Origin of the sequence: Pseudodesulfovibrio cashew (assembly GCF_009762795.1) — a bacterium.
Taxonomy (GTDB): domain Bacteria; phylum Desulfobacterota; class Desulfovibrionia; order Desulfovibrionales; family Desulfovibrionaceae; genus Pseudodesulfovibrio; species Pseudodesulfovibrio cashew.
On the sequence record NZ_CP046400.1, the window covers coordinates 2,008,236 to 2,027,977 of the forward strand.

Genomic DNA, 19,742 nt, shown 5'->3' on the forward strand with positions numbered 1-19,742 from the left:
ACTGCGCAGAGGGCTCCTTATGGGCGACAGATGATTCGACCGGAATATCTTAACCTCAAAAATGCAGCAGCATATTGCGGGTACGGCCCGCGACACTTCGCCAGGATTACCGAAGGGTATCAACTGCCGAAATATGGGCCGAAGCTCAATCGTTACAAGATAACGGACCTTGATGACTTCATGGCTTCACCATCCGAGTTCGCTGTGAGGGCAGAGCGCAAGAGGGCGGGATTTATCCCGGTCGAAGTATGAGCGTAGGTCAGATCAAATCGACGGGAGTCTGGTACTGCCAGTACAGGCTCCCCGGCAAGAAAAGCCCGGTTAAAGAATACTTCGGGAGGGGTGAAGAGGGTAAGAAGAACGCCAAGCTTAGGGACCTCGAAGTCAAGAAATCAAAAATCAAGCAGACGCCCATTAACAGAGCAGAGGTCCACCTGGACGAGTTGGCGCAACTTTATATCAACCACGAGAAGCGTAAGAAGCGAGACCCCAGTTACCTTAACCTAGTCTGCGACAAGCTGAATAAAGAGTGGCTGCCCATTCTGGCTCCAAAGCCGATCTTCAAGCTTGGTCCCAAAGATTTTGAGAAGGTACATGCCTTGTACGATGGCAAAGCCGTTGCCACTCAAAATCGCTATATGGATTACCTCAACATCATTCTGAACTTTGGTGTGAGGATGGAGTACATACCAAGGAACCCCATGAAAAAGTGGTGGTCCGAGGTAAAGAAGCAGGAAAAACCGAGAGAACTGAATATGTCTCTTGATGACTTCCGTAGGCTGTATGACAACTCGTCTCCCCATCTTCAATTCGCCTTAGATGTCATGTGGGAGCTTGGGGCGAGGCCTGGGCCAAGTGAACTGTTTGGGTTGCTTTGGAGGGACGTTGATTGGGAACGAAACCAAATACGAGTCAGGGGAACCAAAACAAAGTCTAGCGATAGATTTATTCCTATCAGCGATGAGTTTAAGGAAAGGCTCAAAGCGAAGCATGCCGAAGCGAAGACAGATTATTTGATCGAGTACCGAGGGAAGCGAATCAAAAGCTCTAAGTCTGCATTTAGGGGAGCCAAGAAGAAAGCCAAGTTGGACAAGTCGGTCTGCATGTATACGATCAGACATTTGTTTACATCGATGACTCTAGCAAATGGGGCTGACGCAAAGGCAGTAGCCAATATCCTCGGACATACTTCCCTCAGGATGATCATGAACACCTACTACCATGAGACCGACGGAGAGAGGCGACGAGCTATCGAGTCCAAGCCGAAGCTGATCAAATAATTCACCATAGGAAAAGGTAAAAAGGCCTCTCAGAAAGTAACTGAGAGGCCTCTTTTTATACGTTCTGAAATCCGACAAATCATTAGCCATAAGGGTGCGCTTGGTGTAGGGAAAAGTCATAAATACGCCATGTTGGAGGTGCCTATGGCTACAAAGAAAAAGAGGATTGATCCGAGTAAAATCCATGCAGATTATGTGATCGACATGCGGGAAAATGCGAAATGGTTTGCCGAGGTGCAATACTCATCGACGTTGAGTGGCCCGAAAGGACACAAACAAGTTGAGATGAGCAGCATTCCAACCTTTAACATTCGAGGGCATTTGTCTTTCACACAGAGTAAAAAGGTCAAGGTTGGTAATCCGGTCGATGTCCGAATCTATGTTGACGAAGAGGGGCGGGTGCAAGAGTTCATCGGAATTATCGACAAGTACAAAGAAGTGCTTCAAGTAGTCATGTGGTTGCCGTGGGAGATCGTGAACCATATGCACATGACTTTCATATCAGGGAAGGCTGAGATGGTGACTGTTTTTGGGACGGAGCTTTATCGGCGTAGTGCTTCAGTGTGGGGCATTGATACGAAGGCAGAGTACGACATTCAAGATTATATAGATTGATCCAATGCCGTGGGTGGGGTATTCGGTGTGCTCAACAGAAGCCGTAAATTGAGGTCGTTATGAAGTCGAATGCTTTGTACTATCCGTATATTGATGTCCCAAACGAGAAGTGGTTGCTTCAAACATTTCTATATTGGGATAAAGTGATTTCGATTGTGCCCATGGAATATGCCTATCAACCGGAAAAACATTCAGGGTTCATGCGGCGTTTATTGGAGCATGAGTTGGTGGAACCTGTATTCCCAGCACAATATGTAAGGCACAAAAGATTGGAAGAGTATGCCGATAGCCTAGAGAGGGCTTTAAGCTCCGAATCAAGAAGGCGCAGGCTACTTTCTGGGGGCTTCGTTTCCGATATACATGTTGAGAAATTACAAGGGATATCTGAACGACTGATTGCCCTAGGGGCAGCAGAAGCCTCTGATGGGTATTGGGTGAGGATGCCTAAGCAGATCGCCAACCATTTTATGGCCTTTATAGCGCGCGAGATTTCCAATTGTGAAGGAGTTGACGCAGACCCCATTACTTCAAAATTGTTCGGCCCCAAGTTTAACGTGGCATCTGAAAGGAATAGGATTCGGAAAGATTTACTTGGTTTCCTTTTCCCATTGCCGGATCAACAAATCTCTGTTGAGGAGTTGGCTACATTCAAATTGCACAATGGAGATTTGTTGCAGCGTTTTAGGCATTTTGTTGAAAAGGAAGTTGATACTATTCGGGGTGCTGTTCAGGCAGATGGTGACTATGAAGGAGTGCTGGAAAGAGCGTTAGCTAACATAGGGGATAAGGTTGAAGAGATAAAGGACGCCCTCAAAGGAAGCTGGAAAAACATTACTTATAAGTATGTGGTTCCAATCGTCGGTGCTGGTGGAACTTATGCGTTTCCTCCAGCAGCTCCTTTATTTGCTCTCGGGGGAGCTGTTGGGCCGATGCTCGCAAGAAACGCTGATATCATCAACGAGCCTTTGGCATATTCGGTGTTTGCCCAAGAAGAGGTGTTGAGCAAAAGGTCATTTTTTTCCAGGCTTTTTAAGTAGCTGTGATTGTAAGGAGTTGATGTGGCGTGTCGCAGGTATACAAAAAATATACAATCGGTCCCAGAGTATACACTGCGGGTATATGGGGATAAGATTTATGTAATAAATTTATGCAGTTAGATAATGTATTCTAAAATGGCATTCAAGAGGTCGTGGGTTCAATTCCCTCCAGCTCCACCACCATATTTCTGAAGAAAAAGGACCGGTTAGTTTGATAGGCTAGCCGGTCCTTTTTCTGTTGGTGGTGAACCAAGTGGTCAACCGGTTGTTGACCAAAGTGTTCGAGATCACTGATTAAAGACGTGTATGAATTGTGTTTGAGGATGTATGAGGTGGGATTGGTTTTAGCCGGTGCTTATGGTTCGTTTTTGGTCCGTTCGTACCGGTGTTTCATAATTGGTGTAGGTTGAAATTTTTTGCAGTATCCATTTATAGTTATTTTAAGAAGATAGGTGCTGATTCCAGCCAGGGCCATTGTTGCAGGAAAGCCAAACCCCTGGCTTGTCAATTCCGTAACTATTCCGATTACTATTGTTTTAGGGTCTTGAGCGGCATCTAAGGCCATTTGGAACTTGGATTCAGGTGGGCAAATCGAAAGCCATAGCCTTCGTGACAAAGCTGCGAACGTCGTTTGTCCTATTCTAATGATGTCTTTGCTTGCTGGCGGTGGAGGCAGCATTTTCCGTTCATGGTGTGTTAGTTGTCGGTTCGCCATATCTGACATACGCTTAACGAACTCGAGAGCTTGTTGTGGCACCACTCTACCGATTTCTCCCATGATTTCGTCATCGCTTATGTTTGAGACGAAATTCTTTTCGACTTGTGCGATGATCTTGTCGATATCGATGCTCACATCACCTGCGCCAAGAGATGCAATTAGAGACTCTTCTTCAAATCGCTGAGATATTCTTTTTAGAAACTCTTTTCGACGAGTTGGGTCCTTTATTGCCGTAGAATGCAATGAAGCTCTTAAATATTTTTCTGCTCCATCAAGATCGTGACTGTGCATTTTCCCTATCGCCAATAAAAAACTTGCTTCTTGAAATAGCCTAGTGCTTTCTTTTGTTGTGGAGACTATTCGCTCTAAATAGCCATTAGCTGTTCCATACTCCTTTTTTAGTATGAGCATTTCGCATAGGTTGAGGAGCATTTCGTAGTATTTTGTATGGTGACCCGTTGGGAGTAAAAGATTTTTTAAATCTCTAGCGACTAGTTTCCCTCCGTTTACATCTCCAATGGCGCAAGCTGTTAAGAGTTGCTTTTTTAGTGTTTGAAATCTTCTGTTATGTGATTCTGAGAGTGCTGCTGGGCGTTTCATAATTAATCCAAATATTATATTAATGTATTTGATAGCCTATACACTTGAAAGAAGTCGAGGGCAATGCCTTGTCTTGAGTCCGCCATGTGTATTTTCAGTTGGGGTCTTGAAATTTGCAGGCTGACAACACATGGAAATTTTGGTCAACCATCCGGTGAACCAAACCCCTATAACACCACCCTCAAATCACCGATTTCCTGTTGACTTCAAAATAAAAAGTCAAAGTATTTCAAGTCTTACCCGCCTGTCTCCATGCATGGCATTCAAGAGGTCGTGGGTTCAATTCCCTCCAGCTCCACCACAAGAAAGTTAAGGGTTTCAAGTGAATACTTGGAACCCTTTTTTCGTGCCTGATGGCGGATTTCAGGAATATGTCCGCTATGTGTCCGTTGCTTCCGACTAAATCGCGTAATGAGAGCCCAGAGTCGTTTGGATTTGGTTGTTTCTGGCTGCTTTTACGTGGGCATATCGATCTGCCGTCCTCAGTTTCTTGTGAGCAATCATTTCTTTGGCGTGTTGGAGCGTGTCTCCGGCATAGTCTGTCTTCATATGGATGACTGAGCGAATCGCTATAAATATCAGCCCATGGGATAAGAGAGTTAGTGTTTGGTATCGGGAAGACCTCTTTTCATCTTTAGTGGGAACCGGCTTATAGTGGAATAATCGGATGCAAGTGTTTCCTCACTGGATCATTATGAATAGGGAAAATATTGATATAGTCATTTCAGCTGATTCGATGTAATCAAGAAAAAATTTGTTGGGGGTATGGAGTAGATGTCTTTTCATTATGAGGATTTATTCATGTCACGAATTGTTGGACAAGTTATCACTGTTGTATCCTTTTGTTTGTTCCTTTTGGTTGCCTTGCCAGCTGCAGCGTTGGATGGCGGCGGCGATGGAGGCGGCGGCGATGGAGGTGGCGGCGGCAATGATGGTTCGTCAATGAGTGGCAACATGGTAGAAGTAGATGGCTGGACCAAGGAAGTAGTCAAAAAGCACAAATCTGAAGTGAATAGTTTTCTCGCTCAAAGGAAAAAGGATGCCTTATCAATGCCTCGCAATAGGTATGTGGACCCTGCGGACCCAGATTACGTCGTCCTAGAGTTCCTGATGACTGGCATGTGGATGAATAATGAGCCTCTTGGCGAAGAGAGTTTGCAAGCCGAAGAGGAAGAGTGGAATGCAGAAGATCATATGGCAGAAGAGCAGGTGCAGGCCTCTAGAGCCGAATTGGAGGAATTCTCAAGAGTTTATGAATCAATTTACGGGGTAAAGATTGAATGGGATTTCAGTAGTACCCCCGAAGAAGAGTCCATAGGACCAAGAAATCCTGCTCCGGAGACTGGTTCTAATCCGGCTTCACCGGAAGAAGCTGCTGTTGACCCAACTGACCAACACGTTGCGGATGCAATAGCAAAGGCTCCGCTTGGTGAGGACGACACAAACGAGATCCCAACCGGCAAGATTTCCCAGGATCAACTCGATGAGATAACAGCCAATCTTAGTGATAAAGATAAGGAAGTCGCCAAGCAAATGGCTGAAGCGTACAATAAGACTAAAAACTACAAGCCTGTCTCTCAAGAAAGGTATGACGAAATATTGAGTAATGCCCCGGATGAGATTCAAGAGGGATTAAGGAATCTTACGGATAACAACTTTTCAATGCGCATGGATGAAGACGCGCTTTTAGGCTTCGTTCAAAAGGCCAATGAAGATTATGGAGCATACGAAAAGCAGAAGGGTGATGAGGCGTACGTAGTTGAAAAATCATTGGAAGCTGTTGATGAAACCGGCCAAGCAAGCCAAAATGCTTTGTCTTTTGTGCCCGGCGTCGGTTGGGGCTGGAGCACCACTCTGGACGGATTGAGAGCTGGGGCTGAGGCCAACAAAAAGGGAGCTGACTGGAAGGGAATCATTGCAGAAGTTGTTAAAAAGGGCGGGGTTTCCTATGTGACTAACCGGGCCGGTGGCGGTAATCCTTTTTCAAATTCAAAAAATGTCAAGGGGGCCGCTGCAGACATCTTCAGCAAGGAAGAGGATGCGTTAGGCTACGCAAAGCAACTTGCTGGATATGTCGCAGGGCAGCATGTTAATCGTAGTATGGACAATCAGGTTGCCCCCAGGTCCAGAAGCATCAGTGGTGTTGACATGGGTGGATACAACGGCTCCGTTACCACTCGTGGCGGCCACAATGTAATGAAATAGATGGAGACAAAAGTGACAAAAACAATATCGCTTATCATCCTTGTCCTGATTGCTTCCATGACTGGTTGCGTATCTTCCAATACTAACATAAATCGGTCTCAACTTGATCCGACTGTTATTCCTATATCTGAAGATGATTACACCGAGGACCAAATTCAGGTGATGGCAGCCATTGTCAACAGATTGCGTGGTCAGGAAGTCCAGCTAAATGCGACTTTTGATCCAGCTGGTAAACATTCTGTTGGTGAGAAGGACTTCAAATATGCCGGATTTGAACTAACCAACACGATTCTTACAGGGTACAATGTTGTTTCTACCGGGCAAGATACCGCTCTTGCTTTGCTGGAAGGTGCATTCCTGTTTAAGGATGTCATCGACCGTCGGGCAGGGGTTCAATTCAAGGTACAATACACTATTACCAAACAGGGAATGACTATTCTTAATAGCTCTGCGGTCACAAGAACTCAGTCTTTTCCTGTTGTGGAAGCTTACATCCTTCCCGGTGAGTTGCACGAGGTCCTAGTTGACGACATTGAGAACGTGGCTGACTTGTATTTGTACGCTATTCAAAATGCTATTCCTTTAAATTCTGAAAAATCAGACGCCCAAGGATTCAAGAAAGGGGACTATACCATACTGGCTTTTTGTAAAGACAGGTTGGCTCCATGGTCAAAATTCTCCGTAGTTATGGCGAGGTACAAGAATGGCCGAAGCGTAATAGGTGAAGAAGCTATTTATCTTGAAAGCCATGGATTTCGTGTCGCATTGATTGAGGCGCAGTTTACGCCTGGCTCTTTAAGATCTAAATTCTACATCAACGCAAAATACAACCCAACCCCCTCCTTGGTAAACAAGGATATAGTGGTTGGAGAGTTTCTCAATAAGTAGAAATAGCTCTTTGCAAGCCCCGCCCGTTAAGGCGGGGCTTTATTCTGGTTCCTCGGGGAAAGTGCAATTCTCCTCAGCCCCACCACAATAAGATTAAGGGTTCAAGCAACAACTCTGAACCCTTTTACTGTGTCAGTTGGAGCTTCTTGGCCCCGGATGGCCAGGATGTGATCAAGAGGAGTCGTGACATAACACGGTAGCGAACCAGGTGCGGGAACTTTTCCCGCCATGACCAATGTGCACCCGAGCCCAGGTTAACGCATCCCGGATATTCAGGCCGGGGCTGGCTTACGCTTCCCCGGCTTGTGTCAGGAGCTTCCCGTCACCTTCACGGGGCGCGTATCCCAAGAAAAACGGGGCGTCGCCGTGACGCCCCGTTGTATCGACTCTTATTCTTTTTCAACCCGGCACATGAGCGCCGAGTGCGGCCAGCTGCCTATTTCCGGGCTGCAGAACTCCGGGGCATCCGGGCACAGGACGTTGGTGTTCGACTCGAAGGTTCCGAACAGTTCCGGCAGTTTTCCCGAGCGTTCCGGGAACCACCAGGAGTGCTGCGCATCCACCATGGTCGGATGCATGGCGTCCGTGATGCTGACACGCTGACGGATGGACCCCAAAGGCGTCGAGATCACGGCCCAGTCCCCTTCGGCCAGTCCAAGGTCGGCAGCGGTGTCCGGATGGATGGACAGCAAGGGGTCCGGCACCTTCTTCCGCGCCTTTTCTATCTGCCGTTGTTCGGAGTGATACATCGGCATGAAACGGCTTCCGGTGATGAGAATGAGAGGATACTCCTCCGCAATCTCGGGCTCCTTGCTCTTCGGGCTCCATATGGGCTCGTGGTACACGGGCAGAGGGTCGGCGCCGAGCTCTTCGAAGATCGAGGACTTGAGCTCGACCTTGCCCGAGGGAGTGCCGAAGCCGAACTTCTTGTACCGGCGATATTCCATCTCCCCGAAAAGGCCGTTCTGCTCCGCAAGCTGCTGGAATGTCAGGCCGACCGGCTCGAGGCAATGGTCGTAGACGTCTTCCACCGTCTCCCACGGCCAGTATTGCTCCTGGCCGAGGCGCAGACCCAGCTGCCTGTAAAAGTAATAGCTGTCCTTGCGCTCTTCGATGGGGTCTATGCCCTGCGGGCAGGCGACGCAGAAGCCGTTGGTCAACCAGATTTCCGGCTGTTCCACTGTGGTGGAGGCCGGGAAAATATAATCGGCCATGGCTGCTGACGGGGTCATGTAGTACTCCATGACCACATAGAGATCGAGAGCCTTGAGCGCCTCGAAGACCTGCCGGGTGTTGGGCAGGGCCAGCAACGGGTTGTTTGCCAGGGTGATGGCCGCCTTCACAGGGTAGGGTTCCCCGGTGATGATGGCGTTCATGACTTCACGGGCGTGGGCCAGGTTCGAATGCCACGCCTCAGGAGGCATGGCATACCCTTTGGGGAGCTTCTTGTTGGCGGCGGCGTTTCGCTCCCAGCCCGGGAACCCGAAGAAGGGGTACTTGTCGGCTCCGAGCTGCTTGACCTTCTGGCTCTCGGGGATCATGTCGTTCAGTTCAAGATATTCCCAGTCGTGGACCTTGCCGACGTTGGCCGCCTGGCCGAAGACGTCGCCGCCCGGAACTTCCAGGTTGCCGGTTATGGCGCGCAGGATGGCCCGTCCACGCGCGCATTGGGTGGAGTTGACGCCCTGTTTGTCCAGGCCCAGGCCGAAGGGAATTACGGCCGGGGAGACCGTCGCATACATTTTGGCCGCCTCGACCACGAGGTCGGCCGGGACCGAAGTGATTTCCTCGACCTTCTCCGGAGTGTAGGATTCAACTGCGTCCTTGAGTTCGTCGAAGCCGACGGTGTGGTTGGCGACGAAGTCCTTGTCGTAGAGATCGTTTGCGATGATGTATCGAATCCATCCCAACATCATCGCGAGGTCGGTGCCGGGACGAATCTGCAGCCACAGGTCGGCTTTCTCGGCCTCTTTTGTCCTCCTCGGGTCCACAACAATGAGCTTGGCGCCATTCTTCCGTGCCACGGCGATCTTGGGAGCCATGCCCATCGGGTTTGACTTGGAAGCGTTGCACCCCCACATGACGACGCACTGCGCGCCCGTGACTTCGCTGCCCATGACCATGCCGCCATAGGTGGCATACTCGGTGGCGTAGCTCGGACACATGCAGATGGTGTTTACGCCGCAGGTATTGGGAGAACCGAAGAGGTTGAAGAACCGGCGGCAATCCCAGTGGTAGGTCCGTTTCGTGCCGTGAGTGAAGGTCAGGGTCTCGGCGCCGTACTCGTCCCGCAGCTTCGAGAGCTTTTCAGCCACCTCGTCCAGGGCCTGTTCCCAGCTTATCCGTTCCCAGCGCCCCTCGCCGCGTTCTCCGACCCGTTTCAGCGGATAATTGAGCCTGTCGGGATGGTAGATGTGGTCCAACATCAACCGACCGCGCTCGCAGAGAGCCCCGCGAGTGATCGGGTGATCGGGGTCTCCGGTGATTTTTACGACCTTGCCGTCTTCAATATGCAGCAACATGCCGCATCTGGGATGACACAGTCCGCAATAGCTCCTGCGTATTTCCATTGTGCTCGCCTCCTGTTTTGTTGAGACCATGGCCCTGGTCCGCTCACTCCGTCATATGGATGCCTGGTTAGCTGTCTTCACCCCAGGCCTTGGCGCTGCGTTCGACCTTCTTGCGGACGCCCTTCCAGTCCGTTTCGTGGGCGAACATGGACTCGGGCAGCGCGGCCAGCATTTTCTCATAGAGTTCCAGAGAGACGGTGAAGGTCAGCTCGTCGGTCTTCATGAATTTCCTGGCCGAAGGGTCGAAACCGCCGATGACGGCCTTTTCCTGCCCCTTCCCCTTGTAGTAGAGGGGCCAGCTTATCATATTGGTGCAGCCTGCGCCAAAGGGCGAGACGACGCATTCCATGTCTCCGGTGGTGAAGGTGGCCTGGGTAAAGAGGCCGCTCAGCACCTCGGGGCGGGCGAAGAAGATGACGAATTCCGGTTGCAACTCGTCGGTGAACTGGGACAGCGGCTTGAAGATGCAGTACTTGCCCTTGGCCTCTCGGGGGTTCACCTCTTCCATGAACGCGCGCATGGCGTCGGGGTTGGGCATGTAGCGTTCACCGTGCAGGGGAGTGCCCTCGAAGCCGGTGGACACGTAGTGCTCGATGAACCTGAGGTGGGGCTTCATCATCGAACAGTAGTACACGCCGCCGGGACAGCCGTATTCTTCAGAGGAGATGAAGGCGGCGCCGTTCTTTTTTCTGGCCAGCCAGATATTGCCCATGACGCAGGAGAAGCTTTTCATGACCTCCTGCATGTCCAACTCATGCTTATCCTCCAGCTCGCGTGAGATGGGTGTCCCCTTTTTCGGGCCGTAGGCGTTTTCCGGCAGGGTGTCGGAGTAATATACTCCGAAGGGCTCTTCCCCAAGCCCGAGATAATCCAGAAAGGTGGCTGTGCCGTCGAGTATGGTTTGCATCGACATATCGTGCTCCTTTGGTTTGGCATCCTTTTCCCTTGATCGCAGGGAAGTGTTGCCTTTTGACATACCTTTTCATACCATGCTTGTAGATAAAATAAACAGCTTAAATGAAAAACTCCATTTCGTTGGTGAGCATAGTATGCGTGATTTTCTCAATGACATTCCCCTCCTGGTGGAGGTGGCGAGGCAGAAGAGCTTTACCAAGGCTGCGGAAATACTGGGATTGGGCGCTTCGACCCTCTCCCGGCGCATCAAACAGCTGGAAGACCGGATGGGGGTGCTCCTCTTTTACAGGGATACCCGCAATGTCGAACTGACGGACAACGGTGCGTACCTGTTGGACCGTTGCGGGTTCATTCTCGAGGAGACGCAGAAGGCCTACGATTCAGTGGTCATGAACATGCAGAAGCCGTCCGGGTTGATCCGGGTCTGCATGTTTCGCGATCTCTATGAGCGGTTGTTGAAGGATGCGGTACTGGATTTCGCGGCAAACTGGCCGGATATTCAAATCGAATTGATTTTTGTGGAGCATCCGGTGGACATGCGGACGGACCCCTACGATGTGGCGTTTCTACTCGGTCAGTCTGTGGCCCCGTCGCTTGTCGCACGGAAGCTCCTTACCATCGAGCCGCATCTGTATGCTTCGCCTGCCTTGCTTGATCGGTATTCCATTCCCGAGGAGCCGAACGATCTCCTCAAGCTCCCGTGTATCGCCCTGCAGCGGTTTGGGAATCGATGGCCCATGCACAAAGGCAACCGGCAGGTCGTTGTCGAGGTGCAGCCTCAATACAACTTCAGCTCGGTCGGAGTCTGTCTCGATTTCGCCTTGGCAGGGCATGGCGTTGCCATGATTCGAGGGGGCGATGCCGAGTCGGAGGAAAAGACCGGGCGCCTGGTGCGCGTGCTGCCGGAGTGGAGCGCCGGGTTCGTGCATGACGTCAGCATGGTGACCGGTTCTAGTCAGCTTCCCCGCAGAGTCAGGCTGTTCATGGATCACATCCTGGCATCCGTCTCGGCATAGGCATTGCGTCGGGTCTTATGCCCGCATCTCCCGCATGATTTCCGCCGGGCTCTGCCCGAAATGGCGCTTGAACTCGCGGCTGAACTGGGACGGGCTTTCATACCCCACGGCGTCGGCTGCGAGATACGCTTTCATGTTCTCTTGCACAATAAGGTCCTTGGCGCGGGAGAGTCTGATTTTCTTGAGATATTGCAAGGGAGAGTCGGCAGTAATTTCCTTGAATGCCTTGTGGAAAGCGGACACGCTCATGTGCGCGGACTCAGCCAGTTGCTGCACGTCCAGCTTCTCGTTGTAATTGCCTTCCATCAGACTGATGACCCGGCCTACCTGGGCGAATGAGCTGTTGCCCTTGGCCAGGGAGTAGAGCACCCGCGCCTGGCTGCCGCACAGGGCGCGGTAGTATATTTCCCTTACCAGTCCCGGGGCCAGGATCTTGGCCTCCCTTTCCGAACGAAGCGCCTTGAGCAGCTTGGTTACGGCATCCTTCATGTCTCCATCCATGGTGGAAGGGCCGATGCCGAGCGGGTAGCCCTTGTCTTCCATGTCGGAAAACTCGGCCTGCAGGTCCATCTGGCTGATCAGGGTGTTCAACTGCCCCATGTCGATGTCGATGTACACGCCAAGCAGCGGCTCGTCCTCGTCGGGAAAAGACTCGCTTTCAAAGGGCATGGTCACGGAAACGACGAGGTAATTGTCTGCGTCGTAGTGAAAGGATTGCCCGCCGAGATGGCCGATCTTGGTTCCTGAGGCAACGATGCACAAACCAGGATTGTACAACATTGGTCTGCGGCGTACGTGCTGAGTTTCTTTGAAAAAACGGATGCCAGGATAGGCGGATTCAACTGCGCTCCCGTCAGGGATGTCGTACTCTTTAAGTAATTCAAGCATGTTAGGCATTGGTTTTCCCTCCGTGAATCTGCCCCTATTATGAACACCATTTTTTGGTCTTGTTCAATATAAAAAGACTACGTTTGGAGGAATGAGCAAGGTTTTGAGAGGAATGTGCGTTCACCCTCGGTCGGGAACTCCTTAAAACGGATTCACAGACAAACGAAACCAAAGGAGTACGCATGAACTTCGAATTTCAGAACCCGACCCATATCATTTTTGGTGCCGGGAATATTGCCCGCCTCGGCGAAGTCGTCAGTGAATATGGCAAGAAGGCCCTGGTCGTCACCGGCGGCGGCAGCGTCAAGCGCAGCGGCGCGTTCGACAAGGTCGTCGAGAGCCTCAAGGCAGCCGGCATCGAATTTGCCGAGTGCTCCGGCGTCGAGCCCAACCCGCGCATCACCTCCGTTGCCCGCGGCGCTGAAATCGTCCGCGCCGAAGGATGCGACGTGATCGTGGCCCTGGGCGGCGGCAGCGTCATGGATGCCTCCAAGGTCATCTCTGCGGCAGCCCTCTACGATGGCGACCCGTGGGACATGATCCTGCACGGCCAGGAAAATGTGTACGTTCCCACCGAGGCCCTGCCCGTTATCACGGTTCCGACCCTGGCGGCCACCGGCTCCGAGACCAACTGCGGCGCAGTCATTACCAACGAGGAGACCACGGTCAAGTCCTTCATCCAGATCCCGCTGCTCTACCCCAAGGTGGCAGTGATGGACCCCGAGCTGACCGTGAGCGTACCCAAGGACCAGACCGCCTACGGCGTCTGCGACCTGATCACCCACGTGACCGAATCCTATCTCAACGGCGTCGACAACACCCCCATTCAGGATCGCCTGGTCGAGGGCGTCATTTTGACCGCCATGGAGTGGGGCCCGAAGGCCATTGCCGACGGCAGCGACGTCGAGGCGCGCGCCCAGATCCAGTGGGCGGCTGCGGTCGCGCTTATCGGATGGGCCCAGATCGGCACCAACGCCGGTTATCCCGTGCACATGATGGAGCACACCGTCTCCGCCTATCACGACATCACCCACGCGGCAGGTCTGTCCATCATCAACCCGGCCTGGATGCGTTTCGCCGCCAAGAGCAACACCGCCAAGTTCGTCCAGTTCGCCGAGCGCATTTTCGGCCTGAAGGCCAAGGGGGCCGACGACCTCGACTGCGCCCTGGAAGGCATCGACCGCTTCGAGGAGTTTTTGCGCTCCATTGATTGCCCGACCCGTTTCTCCGAGCTGGGCATCAACGATGAGCTGTTCGAGACCTATGCCAAGGATACCCTGAAGATCGTCAACGACGGAAACGGCAACCTGCCGGGCCGTCCGGTCCTGAGCGTCGATGACATGGTCGCCATTTTCAAGGCCGCTCTGTAGGCCGTCCACCCTGTAACAACCTATTTCTCATGAAGGAGGCCACAATGAAAACCAACGCCTTTGTGACCAAGATGATGAAAACCTTGCTGTCGATCCTGACTCTGGTGCTGGCAGCCAACCTAGCCTTTGCGGAGGATGATATGACCTGGGACAAGACTTTCAAGTTGAGCGACAAGGTAATTCACGAAAAGGTGTCCTACCCCAACAGGTACGGGATCACCCTGTCCGCCGACATGTACATGCCGAAGGACATCGACAAATCCAAGAAATACCCGGCTCTCGTCATTGGCACCCCCTACGGCGGAGTCAAGGAGCAGGGCGCGGGCATCTACGCCCAGACCATGGCCGAACGCGGCTTCGTCGCCATCGCCTTTGACGAGTCCTTCAACGGCGAGAGCGGCGGCGAGCCCCGGCACACCTCCTCCCCCGAGATCTTCTCCGAAGACTTCAGCGCAGGCGTGGACTTCCTGGGCACCCGTCCCTTTGTCGACCGGAACCGTATCGGCGCCATCGGCATCTGCGGCAGCAGCGCATTCGCCCTCAAGGCCGCGCAGGTCGACCAGCGCATCAAGGCCATCGCCACCGCGAGCATGTATGACATGAGCCGCTTGATCCGCAACGGCTGGGAAGATTCCATGACCCCCGAAGAGCGGACCAAGATGCTTACCGAACTCGGCGAGCAGCGTTGGAAGGACTTCGAAAACGGCACGCCGGGGCTCCCCGAGGGATTCCCGACCGTGGCCGCCGACTCCATCCCCGAGGGCCTTGACCCGGTCATGAGCGAGTTCTGGGAATACTATGCCATGCCCCGCGGCCACCACCCCCGCGCGCAGGCTGCGTTCACGCTGACCAGCAACATGGCTTTCACCAACTTCCCGCTGATGAACTTCGTGGAAGACATCTCGCCCCGCCCGCTCCTCTTCATCATGGGTGAGAAGGCGCACTCCCGCTACTTCACCGAAGACGTCTACAAGATGGCCAAGGAGCCCAAGGAACTGGTCATCATCCCCGGCGCGCGTCACATCGACCTCTACGACCGGGTGGACATGATTCCCTTCGACAAGCTGGAGGACTTCTTCACCAAGAATCTGAAGTAGCTTGTATAAACGCCAGTTGGCGACGACTCCTGACGGAAAGGACGGACCCCACCAGCGTGGGGTCCGTCCACAAAGTTTTTTTCGAATCCTACATGGGAAACAAGAGGGTGCAATGAGTCTCGAGGATCTGCTGGAACATTTCAATAACGGCCTGCCCGTACAGGGCGGCACCGATATGCACAGTCTGCTTGTCCGCTACAGCAATGAAGCCATGCGGGTTACCGCCGAATTGAACGGCTCATACCACGAGCCGGATGAAGTCCGCTCGCTCATGTCGGAGCTTACCGGCAAGACCGTGGAAGATACGTTTACCCTGTTCCCTCCGTTTTACACTGATTTCGGCAAGAACATCACCATAGGCAAAAACGTTTTCATCAATTCGTGCTGCAATTTTCAGGATCAGGGCGGAATCACCATCAAGGATGGCGTTCTCATCGGGCATAAGGTCGTGCTTGCAACCATCAACCATGGTTACGCCCCGGAAAAACGCCAGTGGAACCACCCGGCTCCCATCATTATCGGTGAAAATGTCTGGATCGGTTCTAATGCCACGATACTTCAAGGGGTGACCGTCGGCGACAACGCCATTGTCGCTGCCGGGGCGGTGGTGACCAAAGATGTTGCGCCGGGTACGATTGTCGGTGGGGTGCCCGCCAAATTCATCAAGACGGTTGCCGATGCGGAAGAAGAAAAGGAAGCATCGAAACTTTCAACTGACGATTAGGCAAACAGCCGAGCGGAGTAGGGCGGCAACGACAGGGGAGATGTAAGGGGGAAAGCAGGCCAGCAGGCGCATGATGTTTTTAAAGAACTAATCGCAGGTGAATCCTGCGGACCTGAGCGACCGCAGTTACAGGATCAAGGAGGCAGTTTCTCCGGTTGAGGGGCCGGGAAGACAGTCCCTGGTCGAATCAGGACGCAGATGTGCTATACGATCTACAACCCCAATAGAAAAGGATGTCACCATGAACAAGATTCGAGTAGGTTTTATCGGCTTGAACCCGGACAGCCATTGGGCTTCGACGGCACATATTCCGGCCCTCAAATCGCTTTCGGATGATTTCGAGGTTGTCGGTGTCGCCAACTCCACCCTTGAGAGCGCGAAGCGGACTGCCGAGGCGCTGAATCTGAAACACGCCTTCGCTAACCCCCGGGAGCTTGTTGCTTCCGAAGAGATCGATCTCGTCGTAGTGACGGTCAAGGTCCCGTATCACTATGAACTGGTGAGCGCCGCACTCGAAGCGGGCAAGCACGTGCATTGCGAGTGGCCCCTGGGCAACGGCCTGGACGAGGCCCACAAGCTGACCGCTCTGGCAGCGGAGAAGGGCGTCGTGAACACCGTGGGTACGCAGATGCGTGCTGCCGTCGAAGTGAAATATCTGCGGCAGCTTGTTGCCGACGGCTATGTCGGCGATGTGCTGTCCACCACCCTGGTCGGCGATGCCGGAGGGTGGGGCCCCGAGACAGTTGCCGATCTTGCCTACCTCAACGACAAGTCCACCGGCGCGACAATGCTGACCATTCCGTTCGGTCACACCCTTGCGGGCGTGCGGGATGTGCTCGGCGAGTTCGCGGACATCTCCGGCCGCATGATCCTCAGGCGTGACCAGGTCCGGGTCACCGATACTGGTGAAACCCTGACCGCCACCTCCGAAGACCAGATCATGGTCAACGGAGTCCTGGAAAGCGGTGCCGCCTTCTCCGCCCATTACCGTGGCGGCATGTCCCGGGGGACCAACTTCCTCTGGGAGATCAACGGCACCGAAGGCGACATTCAGGTCACCGCCGGTTTCGGCCACGGCCAGATGGCCCAACTGTCCATCTCGGGAGCGCGCGGTGAAGAGACTGGAATGCAGCCTCTGACTCCCCCTGCCGAAATGTACGACGGTCTTCCGGATGAGGTCATCCCGCGCAATGTCCGCGGAATTTACGCCCTGATAGCAAAGGACATCCGAAACAATACCCGTGAAGCCCCCAGCTTCGGGGACGCGCTCAGACTCCATGAGCTGCTCGATGCGATCGAACAGTCCTCGCAGCAGTGCGCCGGAAAGTAGGAAACTTGTCAGGGTCCTCTCCTTTTCGGAGGATCGTGCAAAAATCCGATAGGATCATTCAAATGATTCTACCAGGAGTGGTTTATATGAGAAGAAGAAATCAACATACCCTGTTTACGGGATTATTCGTGGTGGGCCTTTTCGTCCTTGGCATCCTTGCCTGTGCCTCAAACGGCACAGCGGCGTCGGGGGACGAGAGCCGTCACGAAGGAGAAAAAAGCATGTCGGATAAAGGAACAAAAGTTAAACTGGTCATTGGCGAAACCATCATCCCGGCGGTTTTGAACGACAGCAAGCCCGCTCGGGCGTTGCTGGCGAAGCTGCCTTACTCCGTCAAGCTGCAACGCTATGAACACGACTACTGCGGCGTCATGAGCGAGACATTGCCCTATGACGCGGCAGAGCTGCGCAGCGGATGGAAGAACGGTGACATCGCCTTTGCCGTGAACGGAAACTACTTTGCGATCCTTTACAAGGACGAAGAGATTTCCCAGCAGTATGACGGCATGGTGACCATGGGAGCCCTGGATTGCTCCCCGTCCGTCATGGAAACTCTTGCCGGGAGCATTTCCGTCAGTATCGAGCAGGACTAAAGGCAATTTTTTTGCCACTGAATAATCTCAACCAACAAGGAGTATAGATATGAGCAACGATTTCAAGGGAGAAGGAATCTTCCCCAAAGGCGCTCTGAATGAGGCATATGCCGCTTATTTCACCGGAACCAGCTATCTTGAAATGCTCTCCATGGAAGGCGTCGTTATCGGCAACGTCACTTTCGAGCCGGGCTGCCGCAACTTCTGGCACATCCACCACAAGGGCGGCCAGATCCTTTTGGTGACCGGCGGACGCGGCTGGTACCAGGAGGCCGGCAAGCCGGCCCGGGCCCTCAAACCCGGCGACGTGGTCAACATCGCGCCCGAGACCAAGCACTGGCACGGCGCAGCCAAGGATTCCTGGTTCGCCCACGTGGCCGTGGAGGTCCCTGCCGAAGACAAGTCCAATGAGTGGTTGGAGCCGGTTTCCGACGAGGAATACGACGCGCTCGGTTAGAGCGTTGGCAAGAATGTTCATATCTCCGCTTCCCACCGGCCACGGGGCTGGCGGGAAAAGCCGGACCTGAGCGGCGAGGTGCGCGTTGCGCCCGTCCGCGAAGAGCAATCCATGCCGACTATCAAGGAGTATGCAATGAAGAAATTGATATTGATCATGGCAGTGCTGGCCTTTGCCGCCGCGGCATACGCGGAACAGGGGCAGGTCGTGTACCGGGAGGGAACACAGAAATCCTTCAAGGGCCCCGCCGAATATTTCACCGGCGAGGTGACCGTGGACATGCTGTTCCCGCCCAACGAGACCGCCCGGTATTCCGGCGCGTACGTCACCTTCCAGCCCGGCGCCAGGACCAATTGGCATTGGCATCCCGCCGGGCAGCACATGATCGTCACCGACGGCATCGCCCTGACGGGGACGCGGGACGGCAAGGTCATCGAGTTCAAGGAAGGAGAGACCGTCTGGTGCCCGGTCGGCGTCGACCATTGGCACGGCGCGACTCCCGACGCACCTATGACGCACCTGGTCATTTCCGGCAGCAAGGACGGTAAGGCTGTCGTATGGAAAGAGAAAGTTACCGACGAACAATACATGAAGCGATAGGAGCGGACCATGCGCATCAAGAAGTTACTTCCGTTATTGGCCGCGCTCGTCCTCGTTTTCGGTTTTGCGACAATAACGGAGGCAAGCAACATGAATAAGGAAACAACCCTGGACGCACGTCAACAGGCGATCGTCACTATCGCCGCCTACACCACCAGCGGGGACATCGAACAGCTCAAGCCCGCCCTGAACGAAGGGCTGGACGCCGGGCTGACAGTCAACGAAGTGAAGGAAGTCCTGGTTCAAATGTACGCCTACGCGGGTTTTCCCCGCAGCCTGGGCGGCATCTGGGCCTTCATGGGCGTGATGGATGAACGAAAAGAGAAGGGCATTCAGGACGAGGAAGGCAAGGGCGCGTCGCCGATTCCGGCCGATCTCGACAGGGACGCCTACGGCGAGCGGGTTCGCACCGATCTCTCCGGTCTCAAGGAGATTCCGACTACCAAGGCTCCGTACCAGGAGTTCTCGCCGATCATCGACACGTTCCTGAAGGAGCACCTGTTCGCTGACATCTTCGCTCGCGATATCCTGACCCATCAGGAGCGCGAACTGGCGACCATTGCCTGTCTGGCCAGCCTGGGCCGAGCCGAAGGGCCGCTCAACTTCCATATGGGCGCCGCCATGAACACCGGCCTGTCCGAAGGACAGATGCACGATTTCATCAAGGTCCTTGATGCCCGCGTCGGCAAGAAGGAAGCCGAAAGCGCCAGGGAAGTGCTCGCCAGCGTGCTTGCCGCCCGCAAGTAGCCCGCAGCCCTTTGCAACAGCATACAACGGTGCGCCCGTCCTGAACGGGAAATTCCCCGCTTCGGACGGGCGTGCCATATCTTTGGTAATTC

18 protein-coding genes are annotated in these 19,742 nt (G+C 53.5%); 14 read left to right on the top strand and 4 right to left on the bottom strand.

Annotated elements, in window-relative coordinates; genetic code table 11:
- Positions 1–248: 248 nt before the first annotated feature.
- From GM415_RS08970 to GM415_RS08980, 3 genes are all read left to right on the top strand, one after another.
- Positions 249–1,280 carry a tyrosine-type recombinase/integrase gene (locus GM415_RS08970; protein WP_158947474.1) on the top strand — a complete coding sequence of 344 codons (1,032 nt, stop codon included), beginning with the start codon at positions 249–251 and terminating at the stop codon, positions 1,278–1,280.
- A gap of 144 nt (positions 1,281–1,424) precedes the next feature.
- Entirely contained in the window at positions 1,425–1,895 is a 471-nt protein-coding gene (locus GM415_RS08975; protein WP_158947475.1) for a hypothetical protein, read from the top strand.
- 59 nt (positions 1,896–1,954) lie between these two features.
- A complete protein-coding gene (locus tag GM415_RS08980; RefSeq protein ID WP_158947476.1) occupies positions 1,955–2,932 on the top strand; it encodes a hypothetical protein in 978 nt (325 codons plus the stop codon).
- 355 nt (positions 2,933–3,287) lie between these two features.
- Here the strand turns inward: GM415_RS08980 and GM415_RS08985 are convergent, their stop codons facing one another.
- Positions 3,288–4,250, bottom strand: a complete 963-nt coding sequence (locus GM415_RS08985) for a hypothetical protein (RefSeq protein ID WP_158947477.1) — start codon at positions 4,248–4,250, stop codon at positions 3,288–3,290.
- 801 nt (positions 4,251–5,051) lie between these two features.
- Here GM415_RS08985 and GM415_RS08990 point away from each other — a divergent pair.
- A complete protein-coding gene (locus GM415_RS08990; RefSeq protein ID WP_158947478.1) occupies positions 5,052–6,455 on the top strand; it encodes a hypothetical protein in 1,404 nt (467 codons plus the stop codon).
- 12 nt (positions 6,456–6,467) lie between these two features.
- A complete protein-coding gene (locus GM415_RS08995) occupies positions 6,468–7,343 on the top strand; it encodes a hypothetical protein (protein WP_158947479.1) in 876 nt (291 codons plus the stop codon).
- Between the two features lie 389 nt (positions 7,344–7,732).
- On the opposite strand, the gene GM415_RS09000 is transcribed toward GM415_RS08995, so the two are convergent.
- Together GM415_RS09000 and GM415_RS09005 are read right to left on the bottom strand one after the other, a co-directional pair.
- Entirely contained in the window at positions 7,733–9,913 is a 2,181-nt protein-coding gene (locus GM415_RS09000; RefSeq protein WP_158947480.1) for a molybdopterin-containing oxidoreductase family protein, read from the bottom strand.
- 67 nt (positions 9,914–9,980) lie between these two features.
- Positions 9,981–10,826: a DUF169 domain-containing protein gene (locus GM415_RS09005; protein ID WP_158947481.1), complete on the bottom strand. Its 846-nt coding sequence runs from the start codon at positions 10,824–10,826 to the stop codon at positions 9,981–9,983.
- Between the two features lie 136 nt (positions 10,827–10,962).
- On the opposite strand from GM415_RS09005, the gene GM415_RS09010 reads away from it, so the two are divergent.
- Positions 10,963–11,844 carry a LysR family transcriptional regulator gene (locus GM415_RS09010; protein WP_158947482.1) on the top strand — a complete coding sequence of 294 codons (882 nt, stop codon included), beginning with the start codon at positions 10,963–10,965 and terminating at the stop codon, positions 11,842–11,844.
- A 15-nt stretch (positions 11,845–11,859) separates the two neighbouring features.
- Here GM415_RS09010 and GM415_RS09015 read toward each other — a convergent pair whose 3' ends face one another.
- Positions 11,860–12,741 (bottom strand): AraC family transcriptional regulator, encoded by an 882-nt coding sequence (locus GM415_RS09015; RefSeq protein WP_158947483.1) that lies wholly within the window; start codon positions 12,739–12,741, stop codon positions 11,860–11,862.
- 173 nt (positions 12,742–12,914) lie between these two features.
- Between GM415_RS09015 and GM415_RS09020 the strand changes: the two genes are divergently transcribed.
- The 8 genes from GM415_RS09020 to GM415_RS09055 all read left to right on the top strand — a co-directional run bounded on the left by GM415_RS09020 (position 12,915) and on the right by GM415_RS09055 (position 19,650).
- Complete coding sequence (locus tag GM415_RS09020; protein WP_158947484.1) at positions 12,915–14,102, top strand: iron-containing alcohol dehydrogenase; 1,188 nt, start codon at positions 12,915–12,917, stop codon at positions 14,100–14,102.
- Between the two features lie 44 nt (positions 14,103–14,146).
- Positions 14,147–15,199: an alpha/beta hydrolase gene (locus GM415_RS09025; RefSeq protein ID WP_199244275.1), complete on the top strand. Its 1,053-nt coding sequence runs from the start codon at positions 14,147–14,149 to the stop codon at positions 15,197–15,199.
- Positions 15,200–15,311: 112 nt separating this feature from the next.
- The gene (locus GM415_RS09030) at positions 15,312–15,923 is read left to right on the top strand and encodes a DapH/DapD/GlmU-related protein (protein WP_158947485.1); all 612 of its coding nucleotides are present in this window, start codon (positions 15,312–15,314) and stop codon (positions 15,921–15,923) included.
- Between the two features lie 241 nt (positions 15,924–16,164).
- A complete protein-coding gene (locus GM415_RS09035; protein WP_158947486.1) occupies positions 16,165–17,253 on the top strand; it encodes a Gfo/Idh/MocA family protein in 1,089 nt (362 codons plus the stop codon).
- Between the two features lie 221 nt (positions 17,254–17,474).
- A complete protein-coding gene (locus GM415_RS09040) occupies positions 17,475–17,846 on the top strand; it encodes a cyclophilin-like fold protein (protein WP_242012214.1) in 372 nt (123 codons plus the stop codon).
- Between the two features lie 49 nt (positions 17,847–17,895).
- Positions 17,896–18,303 carry a cupin domain-containing protein gene (locus GM415_RS09045; protein ID WP_158947488.1) on the top strand — a complete coding sequence of 136 codons (408 nt, stop codon included), beginning with the start codon at positions 17,896–17,898 and terminating at the stop codon, positions 18,301–18,303.
- Positions 18,304–18,438: 135 nt separating this feature from the next.
- A complete protein-coding gene (locus tag GM415_RS09050) occupies positions 18,439–18,903 on the top strand; it encodes a (R)-mandelonitrile lyase (RefSeq protein WP_158947489.1) in 465 nt (154 codons plus the stop codon).
- A gap of 90 nt (positions 18,904–18,993) precedes the next feature.
- Positions 18,994–19,650, top strand: coding sequence for a carboxymuconolactone decarboxylase family protein (locus GM415_RS09055; protein ID WP_338419775.1), 657 nt, complete (start codon positions 18,994–18,996; stop codon positions 19,648–19,650).
- Positions 19,651–19,742: the final 92 nt, after the last annotated feature.

Coding starts and splice junctions, on each gene's coding strand:
- GM415_RS09045 (WP_158947488.1), top strand. CDS start 17,896: ATGAGCAACGATTTCAAGGGAGAAGGAATCTTCCCCAAAGGCGCTCTG.
- GM415_RS09040 (WP_242012214.1), top strand. CDS start 17,475: ATGTCGGATAAAGGAACAAAAGTTAAACTGGTCATTGGCGAAACCATC.
- GM415_RS09005 (WP_158947481.1), bottom strand. CDS start 10,826: ATGTCGATGCAAACCATACTCGACGGCACAGCCACCTTTCTGGATTAT.
- GM415_RS09010 (WP_158947482.1), top strand. CDS start 10,963: ATGCGTGATTTTCTCAATGACATTCCCCTCCTGGTGGAGGTGGCGAGG.
- GM415_RS08975 (WP_158947475.1), top strand. CDS start 1,425: ATGGCTACAAAGAAAAAGAGGATTGATCCGAGTAAAATCCATGCAGAT.
- GM415_RS09030 (WP_158947485.1), top strand. CDS start 15,312: ATGAGTCTCGAGGATCTGCTGGAACATTTCAATAACGGCCTGCCCGTA.
- GM415_RS08990 (WP_158947478.1), top strand. CDS start 5,052: ATGTCACGAATTGTTGGACAAGTTATCACTGTTGTATCCTTTTGTTTG.
- GM415_RS09000 (WP_158947480.1), bottom strand. CDS start 9,913: ATGGAAATACGCAGGAGCTATTGCGGACTGTGTCATCCCAGATGCGGC.
- GM415_RS08970 (WP_158947474.1), top strand. CDS start 249: ATGAGCGTAGGTCAGATCAAATCGACGGGAGTCTGGTACTGCCAGTAC.
- GM415_RS08980 (WP_158947476.1), top strand. CDS start 1,955: ATGAAGTCGAATGCTTTGTACTATCCGTATATTGATGTCCCAAACGAG.
- GM415_RS09015 (WP_158947483.1), bottom strand. CDS start 12,741: ATGCCTAACATGCTTGAATTACTTAAAGAGTACGACATCCCTGACGGG.
- GM415_RS09025 (WP_199244275.1), top strand. CDS start 14,147: ATGAAAACCAACGCCTTTGTGACCAAGATGATGAAAACCTTGCTGTCG.
- GM415_RS09035 (WP_158947486.1), top strand. CDS start 16,165: ATGAACAAGATTCGAGTAGGTTTTATCGGCTTGAACCCGGACAGCCAT.
- GM415_RS08985 (WP_158947477.1), bottom strand. CDS start 4,250: ATGAAACGCCCAGCAGCACTCTCAGAATCACATAACAGAAGATTTCAA.
- GM415_RS09055 (WP_338419775.1), top strand. CDS start 18,994: ATGAATAAGGAAACAACCCTGGACGCACGTCAACAGGCGATCGTCACT.
- GM415_RS09020 (WP_158947484.1), top strand. CDS start 12,915: ATGAACTTCGAATTTCAGAACCCGACCCATATCATTTTTGGTGCCGGG.
- GM415_RS09050 (WP_158947489.1), top strand. CDS start 18,439: ATGAAGAAATTGATATTGATCATGGCAGTGCTGGCCTTTGCCGCCGCG.